The sequence below is a fragment of the Pseudomonas sp. CLCA07 genome (assembly GCF_053615335.1).
In genome coordinates, this window is sequence record NZ_CM132131.1 from 4,905,489 (window position 1) to 4,922,112 (window position 16,624).

Annotated in this window: 15 protein-coding genes; 8 read left to right on the forward strand and 7 right to left on the reverse strand. The window is 60.6% G+C overall.

Translation table 11 applies throughout. The features are described from left to right. The first annotated feature begins 83 nt into the window (after nucleotides 1-83). Complete coding sequence (locus ACWGZX_RS22575; RefSeq protein WP_452625490.1) at nucleotides 84-2,735, forward strand: DUF4118 domain-containing protein; 2,652 nt, start codon at nucleotides 84-86, stop codon at nucleotides 2,733-2,735. A gap of 36 nt (nucleotides 2,736-2,771) precedes the next feature. Next, the gene (locus tag ACWGZX_RS22580; protein WP_452629054.1) at nucleotides 2,772-3,470 is read left to right on the forward strand and encodes a response regulator; all 699 of its coding nucleotides are present in this window, start codon (nucleotides 2,772-2,774) and stop codon (nucleotides 3,468-3,470) included. Between the two features lie 131 nt (nucleotides 3,471-3,601). Here ACWGZX_RS22580 and ACWGZX_RS22585 read toward each other — a convergent pair whose 3' ends face one another. Then, nucleotides 3,602-4,642 carry a patatin-like phospholipase family protein gene (locus ACWGZX_RS22585; protein ID WP_452625491.1) on the reverse strand — a complete coding sequence of 347 codons (1,041 nt, stop codon included), beginning with the start codon at nucleotides 4,640-4,642 and terminating at the stop codon, nucleotides 3,602-3,604. Between the two features lie 225 nt (nucleotides 4,643-4,867). On the opposite strand from ACWGZX_RS22585, the gene ACWGZX_RS22590 reads away from it, so the two are divergent. The 3 genes from ACWGZX_RS22590 to ACWGZX_RS22600 all read left to right on the forward strand — a co-directional run bounded on the left by ACWGZX_RS22590 (nucleotide 4,868) and on the right by ACWGZX_RS22600 (nucleotide 7,003). Then, nucleotides 4,868-5,146 carry a hypothetical protein gene (locus ACWGZX_RS22590; RefSeq protein ID WP_223519144.1) on the forward strand — a complete coding sequence of 93 codons (279 nt, stop codon included), beginning with the start codon at nucleotides 4,868-4,870 and terminating at the stop codon, nucleotides 5,144-5,146. A gap of 45 nt (nucleotides 5,147-5,191) precedes the next feature. Beyond that, nucleotides 5,192-5,959 (forward strand): CHAD domain-containing protein, encoded by a 768-nt coding sequence (locus ACWGZX_RS22595; protein WP_452625492.1) that lies wholly within the window; start codon nucleotides 5,192-5,194, stop codon nucleotides 5,957-5,959. Between the two features lie 246 nt (nucleotides 5,960-6,205). Further along, nucleotides 6,206-7,003 carry an acyl-CoA thioesterase gene (locus ACWGZX_RS22600; RefSeq protein ID WP_452625493.1) on the forward strand — a complete coding sequence of 266 codons (798 nt, stop codon included), beginning with the start codon at nucleotides 6,206-6,208 and terminating at the stop codon, nucleotides 7,001-7,003. Here the strand turns inward: ACWGZX_RS22600 and ACWGZX_RS22605 are convergent, their stop codons facing one another. The 3 genes from ACWGZX_RS22605 to ACWGZX_RS22615 all read right to left on the reverse strand — a co-directional run bounded on the left by ACWGZX_RS22605 (nucleotide 7,004) and on the right by ACWGZX_RS22615 (nucleotide 10,147). Further along, on the reverse strand, nucleotides 7,004-7,369 hold the full coding sequence (locus tag ACWGZX_RS22605; RefSeq protein WP_452625494.1) for a terminase: 366 nt from the start codon (nucleotides 7,367-7,369) through the stop codon (nucleotides 7,004-7,006). Nucleotides 7,370-7,681: 312 nt separating this feature from the next. Beyond that, nucleotides 7,682-9,163 (reverse strand): methyl-accepting chemotaxis protein, encoded by a 1,482-nt coding sequence (locus tag ACWGZX_RS22610; protein ID WP_452625495.1) that lies wholly within the window; start codon nucleotides 9,161-9,163, stop codon nucleotides 7,682-7,684. A 174-nt stretch (nucleotides 9,164-9,337) separates the two neighbouring features. Then, the gene (locus ACWGZX_RS22615) at nucleotides 9,338-10,147 is read right to left on the reverse strand and encodes a TatD family hydrolase (RefSeq protein ID WP_452625496.1); all 810 of its coding nucleotides are present in this window, start codon (nucleotides 10,145-10,147) and stop codon (nucleotides 9,338-9,340) included. 234 nt (nucleotides 10,148-10,381) lie between these two features. On the opposite strand from ACWGZX_RS22615, the gene ACWGZX_RS22620 reads away from it, so the two are divergent. The 3 genes from ACWGZX_RS22620 to ACWGZX_RS22630 all read left to right on the forward strand — a co-directional run bounded on the left by ACWGZX_RS22620 (nucleotide 10,382) and on the right by ACWGZX_RS22630 (nucleotide 12,897). After that, complete coding sequence (locus ACWGZX_RS22620) at nucleotides 10,382-11,803, forward strand: transglycosylase SLT domain-containing protein (RefSeq protein ID WP_452625497.1); 1,422 nt, start codon at nucleotides 10,382-10,384, stop codon at nucleotides 11,801-11,803. A 103-nt stretch (nucleotides 11,804-11,906) separates the two neighbouring features. Further along, the gene (locus ACWGZX_RS22625; protein ID WP_452625498.1) at nucleotides 11,907-12,341 is read left to right on the forward strand and encodes a DoxX family protein; all 435 of its coding nucleotides are present in this window, start codon (nucleotides 11,907-11,909) and stop codon (nucleotides 12,339-12,341) included. 247 nt (nucleotides 12,342-12,588) lie between these two features. Further along, nucleotides 12,589-12,897, forward strand: coding sequence for a hypothetical protein (locus tag ACWGZX_RS22630; RefSeq protein WP_007943613.1), 309 nt, complete (start codon nucleotides 12,589-12,591; stop codon nucleotides 12,895-12,897). A gap of 3 nt (nucleotides 12,898-12,900) precedes the next feature. Here the strand turns inward: ACWGZX_RS22630 and greB are convergent, their stop codons facing one another. Genes greB through ACWGZX_RS22645 form a run of 3 tightly spaced genes read right to left on the reverse strand, consistent with a single transcriptional unit; the run spans nucleotide 12,901 to nucleotide 16,620 of the window. Continuing rightward, nucleotides 12,901-13,398: a transcription elongation factor GreB gene (gene greB, locus ACWGZX_RS22635; protein WP_033057207.1), complete on the reverse strand. Its 498-nt coding sequence runs from the start codon at nucleotides 13,396-13,398 to the stop codon at nucleotides 12,901-12,903. Between the two features lie 34 nt (nucleotides 13,399-13,432). After that, nucleotides 13,433-15,937 (reverse strand): ABC transporter permease, encoded by a 2,505-nt coding sequence (locus ACWGZX_RS22640; protein ID WP_452625499.1) that lies wholly within the window; start codon nucleotides 15,935-15,937, stop codon nucleotides 13,433-13,435. After that, nucleotides 15,937-16,620 carry an ABC transporter ATP-binding protein gene (locus ACWGZX_RS22645; RefSeq protein ID WP_007943616.1) on the reverse strand — a complete coding sequence of 228 codons (684 nt, stop codon included), beginning with the start codon at nucleotides 16,618-16,620 and terminating at the stop codon, nucleotides 15,937-15,939. The genes ACWGZX_RS22640 and ACWGZX_RS22645 overlap by 1 nt, the downstream gene beginning before the upstream one ends. Between the last annotated feature and the right edge of the window lie 4 nt (nucleotides 16,621-16,624).

The window sequence follows — 16,624 nt, forward strand, 5'->3', positions numbered from 1 at the left end:
AAGATCCCCTGTAGGAGCGAGCTTGCTCGCGAAGGCGGCATAGCAGTCACCACATCAACATCTGAATAAAGAGATTCCCAGACATGAGTGACTCCGGCCGCGCCGACGCGCTGTTAGCAGACCTGCCCCGCGATGGTCGTGGCCGGCTCAAGGTTTTCCTCGGCGCAGCGCCCGGTGTCGGCAAAACCTACGCCATGTTGCAAGCCGCTCACACTCAACTGCGCCAGGGCGTGAAAGTCATCGCCGGTGTGGTCGAAACCCATGGCCGCGCCGAAACCGAAGCGCTGCTCGGTGGCTTGCCGCAACAGCCATTGGTGCGCTCGGAATACCGTGGCGTGATGCTCGAAGAAATGGACCTCGATGGCTTGCTGGCAGCCAAACCGAAACTGGTGCTGGTGGACGAACTGGCCCACAGCAACGCCCCCGGCAGTCGCCACGCCAAGCGCTGGCAAGACATCCAGGAATTGCTCGCCGCCGGCATCGACGTCTTCACCACGGTCAACGTCCAGCACCTGGAAAGTCTCAATGATCAAGTGCGCGGCATCACGGGTGTGCAGGTTCGGGAAACCCTGCCGGACTGGGTGCTGCAAGAAGCTTACGAACTGCTGCTGATCGACCTGCCACCGCGCGAACTGCTTGAGCGTTTGCGCGACGGCAAGGTCTACGTGCCGGAGCAGGCGCGGGCGGCCATCGACGCGTTTTTCACCCAGACCAATCTGACCGCCCTGCGCGAGATGGCGATGCAAACCGCCGCCGCTCAAGTCGACAATGACCTGGCCCAGGGTTATCGCCAACTCGGTCAAGCGGCGCCAGCGGTGCGCGGTCGCCTGCTGGTCGGTGTCGATGGCGATGCTCAAGCCGAGCGTCTGGTGCGTCACGCCAGTCGCGTCGCCCAGCGTCGGCATTTGCCCTGGAGCCTGGTGCATGTCGATAACGGCAGCGTGCGTGACGAGCAATCGCGCCTGCGCCTGCAAAGTGCCCAACAATTGGCCGAACGCCTCGGTGGCGAAGTGGTGTTGTTGCGCGCTGGCGAAGTGGCGAAAACACTGATCCAGCACGCCGCCGAACGCCGCGCCAGTCTTGTGCTGGTTGGCCAGTCCCGGCAGCGTCTGCGTCGGCGCTTGTTCGGCGGTGGATTGGCATCACGCCTGCTGCGTGATGCGCGCGGGCTGGAAATCAACGTCCTCGACAGCGATCACCTGCCGCATCAACCACGCCAGCGTTCGACACAGTCGCTAGTGTGGTTCGATTACGTGCTGGCGGCAGTGGCGACGGTGTTGGCCAGTGCCTTGGCCTGGGGCGTGGCGAGTATTTTGCCGCTGCCCAACATCTCGTTGGTGTTCCTCGCCGCCGTGTTGCTGGTGGCGGTACGCAGCAGTCTTGGCCCGGCACTGGCCTGTGCGGCGCTGTCGTTTCTGACCTATGACTTCCTGTTCATTCCGCCGAATTTTTCCTTCGCCATCCAGCGCGAAGAAGACGTGCTGACCCTGCTGTTCTTCTTGCTGATGGCGGCACTCACCGGCAACCTCGCGGCCCGGCAAAGGCGGCAGTTACAGGCGCTACGTGACACTCAGGAAGAGACCAGCGAACTGCTCGACCTTTCGCGCAAACTGACAGCAGCCACCGACCGTCAAGCCGTGGTCAGTGCCGCCGCCCAGCACCTCAATGGCTGGAGTGACTTGCAACTGTGCCTGCTCAATCAAGACGGGCAGGGTGGCTGGAAGGTCGAAACCGGCGGCCCGCTGGAGTTTTCCGAAGCCGAACGGGCGGCCGCCGATTGGGCCTGGCAACACGACCAACCGGCGGGGGCGGGCACCGATACGCTGCCGTTGGGGCGTTGGTGGTGGTGGCCGTTATCGGTGGAAGACGGGCCACTGGCATTGCTCGGCGTGTGCGCTAAAGAAGGCCAGACGTTAAGCGGCCAGCGTCGGCGTCTGTTGACCGCGTTGAGCCAGCCGCTGGCCCAGGCGCTGGCCCGTGCACAACTGGCCGAAGACCTTGAAGCGGCGCGACTGCACGGTGAAACCGAGCAACTGCGCAGCGCGCTGTTAGCCTCGGTGTCCCATGACTTGCGTACACCGCTGACGTCGATGCGCGGCAGCATCGACAGCCTGTTGGCCCTCGGTGAAGCCATTCCGCTGGAGGATCGCCGCGAGCTGCTCGAAGGTACTCGTGACGAAGCCGAGCGCCTGGATCGCTACATCCAGAACCTGTTGGACATGACCCGCCTGGGCCACGGCGCGTTGAAGCTGGCGCGTGATTGGGTGTCGCCGGCCGACATTGTTGGCAGTTCACTCAACCGACTGCGCGCCGTGTTGGCGCCGTTGCAGGTCAGCACTGATGTGCCGTCGGAGTTACCGCTGCTGTTTGTCCACGCGGCGCTGATCGAACAGGCGCTGGTCAACGTGCTGGAAAACGCCGCGCGATTTTCACCAGCTCATGGGCGGCTGCAATTGTGCGCCGGGGCCGATGACCGCGAGCTGTTTTTTTCGGTGAGCGATGAAGGGCCGGGCATTCCGCAGGAGGAGCGGGCGAAGATTTTCGACATGTTCTACACCGCCGCGCGCGGTGATCGGGGCGGGCAGGGCACCGGACTGGGGTTGGCGATTTGCCAGGGCATGGTCGGTGCGCACGGCGGGCGGATCAGCGTCGCCGACGGCATTGAAGGGCGTGGGACCTGCATCACTCTTCACTTACCCCTGCAGGAGCAACCTGCCTTTGAAAGTGAAGCCTGATACCCTTTGGATCTTTCCATGCCGCGATCAGAAATCATGAGCCAGACCGCGACCGTTTTGGTCATCGACGACGAACCGCAAATCCGCAAATTCCTGCGCATCAGCCTGGTCTCCCAAGGCTACAAAGTGCTGGAGGCCGGCACCGGCACCGAAGGCCTCGCGCAAGCAGCGCTGAACAAACCGGATTTGCTGGTGCTCGACCTCGGTTTACCCGACATGGACGGCCAGCAAGTGCTGCGCGAGTTTCGCGAATGGTCGACGGTGCCGGTGCTGGTGCTGTCGGTGCGCGCGAGCGAAGGACAGAAAGTCGAAGCACTGGATGGCGGCGCCAATGACTACGTGACCAAGCCCTTTGGCATTCAGGAGTTTCTGGCGCGGGTGCGCGCCTTGTTGCGGCAGGCGCCAATGGGGGAAGCTCAGCAGGCGGCGCTGACGTTCGGCCCGTTGACCGTGGACCTGGCGTATCGGCGGGTGCTGCTCGATGGCATCGAAGTGGCTCTGACGCGCAAGGAGTACGCAGTGTTGGCGCAACTGGCACGGCATCCGGGGCGGGTCATTACCCAGCAGCAACTGCTCAAGGATATCTGGGGGCCGACCCATACCGAGGACAGTCATTACCTGCGGATTGTGGTGGGGCATTTGCGTCAGAAACTGGCGGATGATCCGACTCAGCCTCGGTTTATCGTGACCGAGGCGGGGGTTGGGTATCGGTTGTTGAGTGAGGGCAGTCTTTAGTTTTCCGGTTGAATGATCCGGCCCCTTCGCGGGCAAGTCGAATCGTCGCACCGCCGCTCCTACATTTGGAACGCATTCCCCTGTGGGAGCGAGCCTGCTCGCGAAGAGGCCTTTCGATTCACTCGAGAACTTCAGGACTCCCGCTCATTCTCATACCGATCCAACGTATCCCGCGCAATCTCCCGACCCAGCGCGATCAACTCAGGTGCCTTGTAGAACTCGAAAAACCGGCACACCCGCTTCGGCACGTTGATCAAAATATCCGGTGGATACCCGGCGATCTTGTACTGCGCCAACGAGGTTTGCATCACCTCGAAACTCTGGTTGATCAGGTCCAGCAAAGACGCCGGCCCAACGTTATCTATGATGAATGATCCCGTGGCCGACTTCGGCGCTCCGTCGCGTTCAGGGGCGGCGGCCGGTTGCTGGGCTTCGGGGTCGGCAGATTCGACCCAAGGGTTGATGTCGGCCGCTTCCGCCATCAATGCTTCCTTTTCCAGCAGTAGCAATTTTTCCGCCTGATTGCGTCGGAACGGCATCTTCGAACCCAGTGAATTGATCAAGTTGTCGAAACGGCTCTTGAAGGCCGCCGGGCGCTGGATAACCGGCATTTGATAGTGGCGCTGGTTGGTAGAGTTAAGGTTGACCGCGATGATCAGGTCGCAGTGACTCGACACCACCGGCACGATCGGCAAAGGGTTGAGGATGCCGCCATCCACCAACATCCGGTTGCCTTGCATCACCGGAGTGAAGAGGCTTGGGATCGCCGCCGAGGCGCGCATGGCCTGGTGCAGGCAACCTTCCTGGAACCAGATTTCCTGCTGGTTGGTCAGGTCCGTGGCCACGGCCGTGTAGGGAATGCGCAGGTCTTCAATATTGATCTCGCCGACGATCTTGCGGATCTGCCCGAAAACCTTTTCACCGCGAATGGCGCCAAGCCGAAAGCTGACGTCCACCAGGCGCAACACATCGAGGTAATCCAGGCTCTCGATCCAGTCGCGATACTCGTCGAGTTTGCCGGCGGCATAAATCCCGCCGACCACCGCCCCCATGGAACAACCGGCGATGCAGGCGATGTCGTAGCCACGCCGTTCGAGCTCTTCAATGACACCGATATGGGCATAACCTCGGGCTCCACCTGAGCCCAGTACCAGTGCGACACGCTTTTTCATGAATCGCCCTCGTCTGACAAGGTTCAACAATGCACCCATCGAGGGGCGTGCTTCAATCACCAAGTTCGCTCAATGGGCCGGGTGCGTCGTTTTTTCGACACTCCATGGCGGCAGATGGCTATTCTTGCGCACGCTATAGTGATTTTGCTTAGTGCGGCCAAGGCACTTTTCACCTGCCGGGCCGTCTTACCTGCACAATTGTTGACCTAACTTGAGGTGGTATTGATGAAAGCCTGGATTTGCGTACCTTTGATTGCTCTGGCGCTCGCCGGTTGTGCCGGCAAAACGGCCTACCGCGAGAGCTGCGGTAGCCAGATTGACGCCGCGTGGCGTGAGCTAGACTTGGCCAAGGCCGAAGGTTTCGCCGGGACTGTCAGCTACTCCAAGGCCTTGTCGTTGCTGACTGGCGCCAAGACCCAGCAACAATTCGAAGCTTACGAAGGCTGTACCAGCAAGGCCGAGAAAGCGCGCTTCTATATTCGTGAGTCTCGTGCCGGCCGTTGAAGCAGAATGTAGGCAATAAGGGACACTCGATTCTGGGAGCAAGCGATGTCTGATTTGGTTGGTCGGTTGGTGGCTCATGTTCTGGGCCTTGAAGTCCGCTTATTGGCCTGTCAGGCACGTTTGAGTGCCCACACTGACCCTGAAGCGTTGCACGAGCTGCGCACCACGGTTCGCCGTTTGCGCAGTCTGTTGCGACCCTTGCGCGGCCTGCCCGGCGTCGAGCAGGTCGAAGTGGCGGCGGCCCGGGTCGGCGAGCTGACCACGCCGCTGCGTGATCGCGAAGTGCTGGCGGCGTATTTGCTCGAGCACGGTCAGCCCGAAGCCGCGCATTGGCGCATGGCGCAGATGGTGCAGGCGTATCCGGTGGTGGCGGCGAGTCCTGAGCTGGCGCAGTTGATGATGATTTTAGATGCCTTTCCGCGTTTCTTGCGCGCCTCCCAACGACAGAGGTTGCTCAAGGGCTTGCGCAAGCGAATTGAAAAACGCCTGGGCAAACAGTGGAAGAAACTGGACGTTGCCCTGCACGATCCGGCCCACGACCGACACCGTTTGCGCTTGTTGATCAAGCGTGTGCGCTATGGAATCGAAGCCTATCCCGAACTGGACCGTTTGCCGAAGGCCGCCTTGGCCCGATTGAAAGCGGCTCAGAGCGCTTTGGGTGATTGGCACGACAGTTGGCAATGGCTGGCCAGGGCTGTTGAAGAGCCAGATTTATTGCCTTGTGTCGCCGTCTGGAAAACCACGTTGGCCGATGCTGAAAGCCGCGCTGACCGCGTTCTCGACAAACTCAGCGTTACTTGCTTCAAATCCTGAAATCACCATAGATCAAATGTAGGAGCGAGCTTGCTCGCGAAGGCGTCGTATCAGTCGACATCTCTGTAGGCTGGCACATCGCATTCGCGAGCAGGCTCGCTCCCACATGGGGTTGGTGTTGGATGAAGATTCGTATTCCAACGCGGGCGCGGCTCTTCTGTCAGTGCTTTTGGCCGGAATAAGTGCTGTATCAACGTCGCTGGCTGGTTAAGATCCCCTCTACTTTTTCCCGTTTCTGAGGTTTTCATGCGTTTTTGCGATTTGCTCGACGCCGTCCGCCGGCAACCGCTAGAGCTGTCTATTCCGGCTGGATGGGCGCAGGGACGTGCCAGTTTCGGTGGCTTGGTGGCAGCGTTGCAATACGAAGCCATGCGCGCAAGAGTCCCGGCAGACCGGCCGGTGCGTTCGCTGGCGATCACCTTTGTCGGGCCGGTCGAGCCTGAAGTGCCTGTCAGCTTTGAAGTCGATGTGCTGCGCGAAGGCAAAGCCGTCAGCCAGGTGCTGGGTCGGGCAATGCAGAAAGGACAAGTGGTGACGTTGATCCAGGGAAGCTTCGGTGCGTCACGCCCCTCGGAGGTGTCGGTGACGGCCGAGCCAGCACCCGACATGAAGCACTGGGAGGAGTGCCAGGAGTTGCCCTTCATCCCGGGTGTGATTCCGGAATTCATGCAGCATCTGGCGATGCGTTGGGCTGTCGGTGGCATGCCGTTTACCGGCAACAACTCTCGCGAGATGGGCGGTTGGGTGCGTTTGCGCGGGGACGTGAAGGAAGAGGCCGTCACCGAGTCGCATATCCTCGCGCTGGTGGACGCCTGGCCGCCGTCCTTGTTACCGCACCTGAAAAAAACGGCGATGGGCAGCACGCTGACCTGGACTATCGAATTCGTCCAGCCGTTGCTGGAGTTAAGCACGCTGGACTGGTGCAAATACCTGGTGGAAACCGAGCATGCGGCAGACGGCTACGGTCATGCGGCCGCGAAATTGTGGAGCGCGGACGGACAGCTGATCGCCATCAGCCGGCAGACGGTAACGATTTTCGCCTGATCAGTGTCGACGGTGGCGCTCACGCCAGGCGCGCCACCAGCCGCCGCTCAGGAAAAACCGTGGGAACGTCAGGAACTGCTCGACCAGCAAGCGTGACACCGCATCTTTGCGATCACTGAACGGCTCGGAGGCTTGCACCTCCAGGCTGTGACCGTGACGTTGCAGACCCAGCGCAGCGAGCAGGCCGACCACACCGATGGTGATGTTCACCAGGCTCAGGCTGAACACCCCGGAAACAATCAGCAGGAACGCGACGATAAACAGCGGCACGGCTATCAGGTGCAGCACCAGGTTGGTCGGGTGCTGATGATTGTTCGGGTACGCTCGCCATTGCCAGGTGGGTAGGTTGGGGTGACGTTTGCCCATGTTGAAACTCCTCAATCCGGGGTGACCTTATGATTGAAGAATAGGCGGGGTGAGGGCAGGCGGCGAATCGAGGTTGGCTATTAAGGTGATAGGTCGGGATTGATGTTGACCGGGCTGACGCCTTCGTCGGAACGCCGCCCGGAGCCGGCTCGCTCCCACAATTGGACGGTGTACATCTGAGGGAGATTGGTCGGCTGACAGGCCGCCTTCGCTGGCAAGCCAGCTCCTACAGGTGGACCGAGTTCTTACAGGTGAATGCGATTAAATGTGGGAGCGGCGGTGCGACGATTCGACTTGCTCGCGAAGGGCCCCTCAGAGCTTGAGCTGCCCGATTGCCTTACTCAACTCCCCGGCCAGCGCCGCTAGTTCATGACTGGTGGTCGCTGAGTTGATGGTCTGCTGCACGGTATTTTCAGTCACATCCCGAATACTCACCACCGCCCGATTCATCTCTTCCGCCACCTGGCTTTGCTCTTCGGCCGCCACCGCAATTTGCGTATTGCTTTCACGCATCTGCGCCACGGCGCTGGTAATCTCTGCCAGCGCGGCACCGGCCTCTTGAGCCTGTTTTACGCAGTCGTCGGCCTTGAATGAGCTGTCCTGCATGAAGTCCACAGCGTCTCGAGTCCCAGCCTGCAAGGCGGACACCATCAGGGTGATCTCGTCGGTGGAGGTCTGTACACGTTTGGCCAAATTGCGCACTTCATCGGCGACAACCGCAAAGCCTCGACCCATTTCACCGGCGCGTGCCGCTTCGATGGCGGCGTTCAGGGCCAGCAAATTGGTTTGCTCGGCAATGCTGTGAATCACGCTGACCACACCGTTGATTTTCTGACTGTCCTCGGCCAGGCGCTGAATCATCTCGGCCGTCTGCTGCACACCGCTGGACAACCCGGCAATCGACATCTGCACTCGACTGACCACCTGCTGCCCACTGCCCGCCAGCGAGTCTGCGGTTTGCGAGAGGTCGCGGGTGGCGCCAGCGTGTTGGGCGATGTGGTAAACGGTGGCGGTCATTTCATTGATCGCCGTGGCCGCCTGATCGGTTTCGCTTTGCTGGCCGAGCATGCCCTGGCGCACTTCGTTCATGCTCGAAGCCAAGCGTGCGGCGCCGATATCCAGTTGCCGCGCAGTGTTGGCGACCGTGTTGACCACCCGCTGGTAGCCGGCCTGCATCGCGTTGAAGGCGTTGGCCATCTGCCCGACTTCATCCTTGCAGGCCAGCGGCACACGGGCGGACAGGTCGCCGGTTTTCTCGACGTGGAGCATCACGTCTTTCAGGGTGTTGAGCTGACTCAGCAGGAAGCGGATCAATAGTTGCGAAGCGCCCAGCATTGCCAGCATCAGAATAAAAACGGCCACTGCGTAGGCGGCGAAACGCTCATTGAAGACTTGGCTCAGGCTCGGGCCAAAGGCGATCACCGCGACGTACTGGTCGTCAGGACGCGTGAACACCTCGGCACCCATTAGCGGGTTATTGCCGAACAGCGGCATTGAGTTGATCTCGACCCAGCCGTGGCTATCCGTCAGTTCCAGTAGCGGCTGATCGTTCAGCAACGGCGCTTGTCCGCGACCGAAGGTCAGCAGGTTGTCGGCCTTGGGCAGCGGTTGGCCGAGTGGCCACGCGCCGAGCAATCGCGCCTGCGCCTGAGCGCTTGCCTGCGCGGCATGACTGCGGGCCTGTTGTTCGAGTTGTACGGCGTACAACACCAGCAACAGCGTCGTGAAGAAGGCGACCGCATTGACCGCCCAGAATTTGTATTTCAGCGAGATGTTGCTAAGCCAGGCACCCATGGAGGTCTTCTCTGATAGCGGAAACAGCATTGGCAAGGTGCCAGCATTGTGCCGCTATCGAAGATTCTGAATTTGATATGGGTCAATGTGGGAGCGAGCCTGCTCGCGAAAGCGATGTGACATTCAACATTGATGTCGACTGACACAATGCTTTCGCGAGCAGGGGATATGTGGTTACTGGGGGATTGCAGGCAGGCCGAAGAATGTCCGTGCGCAGGCAGTTGTGTGATCAGCCACATCCTCCGCCGTTTCGCCACGATGCAACGCCACCTCCCGCAACACTTCAGTCAAATACGCCGGCTCGTTGCGACCGTTTTTCGGTTTGGGCCGCAAGCTGCGTGGCAGCAGATACGGCGCATCGCTTTCCAGCATCAACCGGCCCCGTTTGATTTCCTTCACCAACGGATGCAGGTGCGTGCCCCGGCGCTCGTCGCAAATCCAGCCGGTAATGCCGATGTGCAGATCCAGATCGAGGTAGCTGAACAGGGCTTTCTTTTCGCCGGTGAAGCAATGCACGACGGCGGCCGGCAATTTATCTCGGTAATCACGCAGGATTTCCAGCAGTCGCTGACTGGCATCGCGTTCATGCAGGAACACCGGCAACTGCAACTCGACCGCCATCGCCAGATGCTCTTCGAGGACCTTTTCCTGCTGTGGGCGCGGCGAGAAGTCGCGATTGAAATCCAGCCCGCATTCGCCCACGGCCACCACGTTTGGCTCCCTGAGCAAACTGCGTAAACGCTGCGCGCTGTCAGCGTTCCAGTCGGTCGCCGCATGCGGGTGAATACCGGCCGTGGCAAACAGCCGTTGAGCTGTTTCGTCCAGTTGCTGGCACAGTTCAAGAGCCTGTTCACTGCCCTCGACATTCGTGCCGGTCAGGACCAATTGGCAGACCCCCGCGGCATACGCGCGGTCGAGTACGGCCTGGTGTTTGTCGGCAAAACTGGGGTTGGTCAGGTTGACGCCGATATCGATGAGTTGCATGGTGCTACCTCGGACCAAAGGCCGGAAAGCATATCAGAGCTGTAGATTTATAAGAAAAGCCAAGAACTACAACGAGTTAAAGCTGTCTCTTGATGCCGCGAGACAGGGCAGGGTGGCCAAGGTGCTATCACTGTGCCAGTCTTTCGCACTTTGCCAGCGCTCATGGCGCTCTGTTTCTGACGTTCGATTTCATGATTTTTTTGGAAATCGGCCAGTATTCTTTCCGGAGAGTGGATGATACGTCCCTCGGTTTTGCTACTGCTGTGTTGTTCGTTGCTGCTGCCGATGCCGGCGGTCGCGCGTCTGGCCGGGCCGCTGCAAGCCGTACCGGCGGCCAAGGTGCGCGACCTGGCGGAGATTCGCAGCAGCCGGGTATTGCGGGTGCTGGTCAACCAGAGCCGCAACAGCTCCGGCGAAGTCCAGGGCCAGGCCATCGGTGTCGAATACCACCGCTTGCACGCCTTCGAGCAATACCTCAACGGCCACGCCCGTGATGGTCAGGAAATCAACCTCAAGATCATCCCCAAAGCCAAAGATCAACTGCTCGGCGCCTTGCAACGCGGGGAGGGTGATCTGGTCGCACCCGGGGAGTTGCTCGATTTGCAGCCAGGCTACGCGGTCAGCAGCAGTGAGCCGCTCGCCAGCAATATCCCGTTGGTGCTGGTGGGGATCAAAGGCGAGCGTCGTTACACCCGTGTTGAACAACTCTCGGGCAAAACCCTGGCACTGCCCAACGGCAGTGCAGCCGGGGACGCGGTGAGCCAGATCAATTCCAAACTGGCGCTGCACAAGTTGGCACCGATAACGATCGAGTGGGTTGATCCCAGCCTCGCCGTCGAAGACGTGCTGGAAATGGTTCAGGGCGGGATCTTTCACTTGACCATTGTTGAGCAACCGATTGCCGAGCGCTGGGGCAAGATCTTGCCCAAATTGCGTTTCGACAAGCAGGTGCAGATCAGCGAACCGGGCGAAGAGTTCTGGTTTGTGCGCCGCGATGCGTCGATGCTACGGGCGAGCATTGATCGTTTTTTGACGACGTACAAGAAACCGTCGGACCAGGACGTGGCGTTTCTGCGGATCTATCGGCGGCTGTACCAAGTGCACAATCCACTGGCCAAGGCCGACCGCCAGCGCCTGGAGAAACTGCGTCCGGTACTGCAAAAGCATGCCGATGCCCAAGGCATGGACTGGTTGAACCTGGCGGCGCTGGCGTTCAAGGAGTCGGGACTGCAGCCCAATGCCCGCAACAGTGGCGGCCCCACGGGCTTGATGCAAATCACCCCGTCTGCCGCCCAGCGAGTGGGGGTCAACAACATTCAGGACCTCGACGCCAATGTCCAGGCCGGGGCCAAGTACCTGGCCATGATCCGCCGCAAGTTCTTCGCCAGCCCCAAACTCAACGAGCGTGAGCGCATGGCGTTTGTGCTGGCCGCCTACAACATTGGGCCGGAGCGGGTTCAAGGCATGCGCGCCGAAGCCCGGCGGCGTGGCCTGAACCCCAATCAGTGGTTCTTCCAGGTCGAGCGCATTGCCATGGAGCAGGTGGGCATGGGCCCCGTCAGCTATGTTAATAGCGTGAACAAGTATTACCTGGCATTTGATCGTGAGAGGGAGTCGCTGGAGCCGCCGGGACAAAAAGTTGTCTCTCTAAAATGATCAGCTAATTTGATTGTTATGTCGCAGTTATTGCGCTTTTAACATTTCTTTTGTCGATTAACATGGCGCCCAACGAACACACCCTCACAATGGATGACACAGCATGAGCACACTGATCAACAAGGTACTGTTTACCCGCGCCGGTTTCGGCTTGACCGCCATACGGATTGTCGTCGGGATCATCTTCGCAGCTCACGGCGCGCAGAAACTCTTCGGCATGTTTGGGGGGTACGGCATTGCCGGCACTGCCCAGTACATGGAAAGCCTGGGCCTGGCGCCCGGTCATCTGATGGCGATCCTGGCCGGTGGTACCGAGTTCTTCGGCGGCCTGGCCCTGATCATCGGCCTGTTGACTCGTCCTGCTGCACTGGGGCTGACCTTCCTCTCCCTGGTTGCCATTTTCTCGGTGCATATTCATAACGGCCTGTTCATGACCAACAACGGTTATGAATTCGCCCTGGCCCTGCTCGGTGGCAGCGTCGCGGTATTGATCGAAGGTGCCGGCAAGCTGTCGGCAGACCGCGTCATCAGCGACTGACCGCTCTGGCTCAACGAAAAGGCCTGCATTGCGCAGGCCTTTTTTGTGTGCGTCATTCTTGACACTGTCCGGTCAGCTTCTCTAGGATGTTGCCCATGCGCCGATTTAAACAGCTACTTGCGGGGCGCCAGGTGACTCAATCAGTTGCCGATAGAAGCTTGAAACAGGCTTCGAAATACCGCTAAAGCGCTGGTTCGGTGTTGCCTCTCACCTGCCATGCAGACTTTTGAGGCAGAGACACGACTCGATGAACGCACTTAGCCCTACAGTACGTCCCGCGCCGATCACGGCACATCTCACCCAGCGCAATCCAAAGATCCTGCTTGGCGGTCAACATCAGCCGACACTTCTGCGTTATCTCGATGGCTGGCCACGTCGTACCGGCGGGCCTGCTGCGTTCCTGATCCAGTTTGTCGAAGACGGCGAATCGCTGGCTCGATTTGCCAGCGACAGTTTTGACCTGGCGGTGATTCAATCACCCAGCCTTGAAGACGCCCCGGAAATGATCCGGCAGTTGACCCGCGTTGCCCGACAAGGCCTGATCACCCGCCGCTGAGGTTCAAAGGTACTCAATCGCCACGATATACACGCATTGCTCACCGGTCGGTGTCTGGACGCGAACTTCGGCGTCCAGCGCCTTGCCAATCAGCGCGCGGGCGAGTGGTGAGTCGATGCTGATCAGCCCCAGTTTCAGGTCCAGCTCATCCGGCCCGACAATGCGGTAGCGCGACTCTTTGCCGTCCTCGTCTTCGATCGTGACCCAGGCGCCAAAATAGACCTTGTTCGGATCGCTGGGTTTTTCGCTGACTACCTTGAGCGCTTCCAGCCGCTTGGTAAGAAAGCGCACGCGGCTGTCGATCTCGCGCAGCATCTTTTTGCCGTAAGTGTATTCCGCGTTCTCGGAACGATCACCCTGAGCCGCGGCCTCGCTCACCGACTGCGTCACTTGCGGTCGCCGTACATGCCAAAGCTCATGAAACTCGGCCCGCATCCGCGCTTCACCTTCGGGGGTGATCAGCGCGGTGCCAGCGGTGCGGGGAGGGCGATAACGGCTCATGGCAATTTCTTGTGAGGGAGAAGGTTCGAGTCTATCAACCCTCGCGCAACACTGTCAGGGGGCTGGCGTTCAACGCACGACGGGTACCGAACACTCCGGCACCGCCAATCAGTACTGCGCCGATCAATGGCAAGACCAGTAACCACGGATGCGGATGCCACGGCAGGTCAAATGCGTAGCGGTAGAGCACCAGGCTCACCAGTTCCGAGCCCAGTGCCGCCAACAAGCCGCTGACCGCGCCGAGTAAACCGAACTCGATCCTTCGGGCCTTCACCAGCAATTGCCGTTCGGCCCCCAGTGCTCGCAACAGGGCGCCTTGTCGGATGCGCTCATCGAGCGTCGCCTGCAAGCCGGAAAACAATACCGCCATCCCCGCCGCCAAGACAAACAACAACACATATTCCACCGCCAGCGTGACCTGGGCGAGGATGCTGCGCAGCTGCTCCAGCAAGGCTTCGACTTGCAGAATGGTCACCGCCGGGAAGCTTCGCGACAGGTCGACAATCTGCTGATCATGACCGGCCGCCAAATAGAAACTGGTCAGGTAAGTCGCTGGCAAATCCTTCAAGGTGCCTGGCTGGAAGATCATGAAGAAGTTCGGCTGGAAGTTGTCCCAGTTGATCTCTCGCAAGCTGGTGACTTTCGCTTCACGATTGACCCCGCCCACGGTAAACACCATGTGATCGCCGAGCTTGAGCTTCAGGCTTTCGGCCACTTTGCCTTCAACCGAAACACCGGGAACCTCCTCGGGTGTCTGTTCGGTCCACCAGTTACCCGCCGTGATCTTGTTGCCCGCCGGCAAGTCCGCCGCCCAGGTCAGGCTCAGGTCGCGCTGGATCGCTCGATCACCTGCCGAATCCTTGCTGACGATGTCCTGTACCGGCTCGCCGTTGATGCTGATCAGTCGACCCGGCACCACCGGGTAAAGTGGTGCGGACTGCGCTGACAGTTGGATCAGGCGATCCGTAAAGGCCTGTTTGTCCGCCGGCAGGATGTTCAGCGCAAAGTAATTCGGGGCGTTTTTCGGTAGCTGGTTCTGCCAGGTGTCCAGCAGCTCACCCCTCAGCAGCGCGATCAGCGCCATGGACAGAAGAATCAGGCCGAAGGCCAGGGCTTGTCCCGCTGCCGCCAACGGATGACGCAGCAGCTGGCCCAACCCGAGGCGCCAGGGCAGCGAAGCGCGGGCCAGCATCCGACGCAGGCTTTTGAGCAGCAGCAAGAGCAAGCCGCCGAGTACCAGCGCGGCGATCACGCCACCGCCGAGCAGGGCGAAGGTCAGCACCAGGTCGAGGCTCAGGCGCCACATGATCAGGCCAAGGGCGCCCAAGGCGGCGCCATAGACCATCCAGGTGCTGGACGGAATCGGCAGCATGTCTCGACGCAACACCCGCAGCGGCGGCACGCGACCGAGTGCGGCCAGCGGTGGCAGGGCGAATCCAGCCAGTGCAACCAGCCCGGTGCCGATCCCTGCTATGGCCGGCAGCAAACCACCCGGCGGCACATCGGTCGGCAATAAATCATGCAGCAACGCAAACAGCCCCAGCTGTGCCAGCCAGCCGATAAGGGCGCCACTGAGGCTGGCGAGCAGCCCGAGTACCGTCAGCTGCAAACTGAACAGCACCATGGTTTCCCGGCGTGACAGGCCCAGGCAGCGCAGCAAGGCACTGGCATCGAAACGGCGCGTGGCGAAGCGCGTGGCCGACAGTGCTACTGCCACACCGGACAGCAGAACCGCCACCAGGCTCGCCATGTTGAGGTAACGCTCGGCCTTGCCCAACGCACCGCCAATTTGTCGGTTGCCGTCGCGGGCATCCTGCAGGCGCTGGTTCGCAGCCAGACCAGGCTTGATCAGTTGGCGATAGGTTTCCAGCGCTTCGGCTTTGCCACGCCAGAGCTCGCGGTAACTGACTCTACTTCCGGGTTGCACTACACCGGTGGCGGTAAGGTCGTTGAGATTGATCAGCACGCGTGGCGTGAGGCTGTAGAAATTGCCGGCCCGGTCGGGTTCGTAGGTCAGCACGCGTGCCAGTTTCAGGGTTTTCATGCCGACGTCGATGCTGTCGCCGATCTTCAAATCCAGCGCCGTCAGCAGTCGCGCCTCAACCCAGGCCTCACCGGGTTTCGGTCCGCCTCCGGGTACTTCCGGGGCGAAGGGCGCCGGGGCACTTTTCAGTTCGCCGCGCAGTGGGTAGACGTCATCTGCAGCTTTGATGCTGGACAGCTGAATGCCGTTGTCAGTGGCGATGACACTGGAGAACTCCACCACTTGAGCATGCTGGAGCCCCAGCTCTACACCACTTTTGATCTGTTCGGGCCGTGCCGGTGAGCTGCCTTCGAGCAACAGGTCGGCACCCAGAAATTCGGTGGCGCGCAACATCATGGCGCCATTCAGGCGGGCGCCGAAGTAGCCGATGGCGGTACTCGCCGCCACGGCTACCAACAAGGCGAAGAACAACACGCGCAATTCGCCGGCACGGGCATCGCGCAGCAGTTGGCGGATGGCAAGACTGAACAGACGCAACAGCGGCAGGCGTGCCATCAAGGCTCCAGAGGTGCGACCAGCAGGCCGGCTTCAAGGCGGATCAGGCGCCGGCAGCGATGTGCCAGGCGTTCGTCGTGAGTCACCAGCACCAGCGTCGTGCCGCGTTCCTGGTTGAGTTCGAACAACAGATCACTGATGCGCTCGCCGGTGTGGCTGTCGAGGTTGCCGGTGGGTTCATCGGCGAACAGCACATCGGGTTCGGCGGCAAACGCCCGGGCAATTGCCACGCGCTGCTGTTCTCCACCGGAGAGCTGGCGCGGTGAATGCGTCAGGCGTTGGCCCAGGCCGACCCGTTGTAGCAACTCGGTGGCACGCTCGCGGGCATCTTTGCGGCCATCGAGTTCCAGGGGCAGCATGACGTTTTCCAGGGCATTGAGGCTGTCGAGCAACTGAAAGGACTGGAACACAAAACCGACATGCTCGGCCCGAATGCGTGCGCGTTGATCTTCATCGAGCGTGCTCAGCCCTTGCCCGGCCAGCGTGACTTCGCCGCTGCTAGGCAGGTCGAGCCCGGCAAGCAGACCGAGGAGGGTGGACTTGCCGGAACCGGAGGCGCCGACGATGGCCAGGCTGTCGCCCTTGTTCAGTTCCAGGCTGAGTTCGTGCAGGATAGTCAGTTCACCTTCCGCGCTGGGAACCACTTTGCTGAGGTTCTTCGCGGTGAGAATGCTTGCGCCCATGGAG